Source organism: Corallococcus praedator, assembly GCF_003612125.1.
GTDB lineage: Bacteria > Myxococcota > Myxococcia > Myxococcales > Myxococcaceae > Corallococcus > Corallococcus praedator.
In genome coordinates, this window is record NZ_RAWI01001419.1 from 1 (window position 1) to 389 (window position 389).

Consider the following 389-nt stretch of genomic DNA (forward strand, 5'->3'; position numbering starts at 1 on the left):
CCGGCGCGGCGTCGACCAGCGCGGTCCGCATGGCCTGGAAGAACGGTGTCAGCCGGTGCAGGTGGGCGGCGTGGTAGACCTCCGGCATCACCCGTGAGACCACCCGCCGGTTCTGCATCGCGTAACCGGCACCGGAGGGCGCCTGGGTCCGGTCCGACATCACCTTCCACCGGCCGTCGTCGTCCCGGCCGAGGTCGACGGCGACCATGAACAGCGACGGGCTGACGGGAGCGCCGACCATGGTCCGCAGGTACTCGTCGTGGTCCAGCACCGCCGGCACCGGCAGGTGGCGTCCGGCCAGCAGCTTCTGGGCGCCGTAGAGGTCGGCCACGATCGCGTCCAGCAGCTCGGAGCGCTGCACGACACCGGCCTCCAGCGCCGACCACTCC

Annotated in this window: 1 protein-coding gene; it reads right to left on the reverse strand. The window is 72.2% G+C overall.

Annotated elements, in window-relative coordinates; translation table 11 throughout:
• On the reverse strand, window positions 1–361 hold a 361-nt coding region (locus tag D7Y13_RS44710; protein WP_244222517.1), incomplete at its 3' end, for a circularly permuted type 2 ATP-grasp protein.
• Between the last annotated feature and the right edge of the window lie 28 nt (window positions 362–389).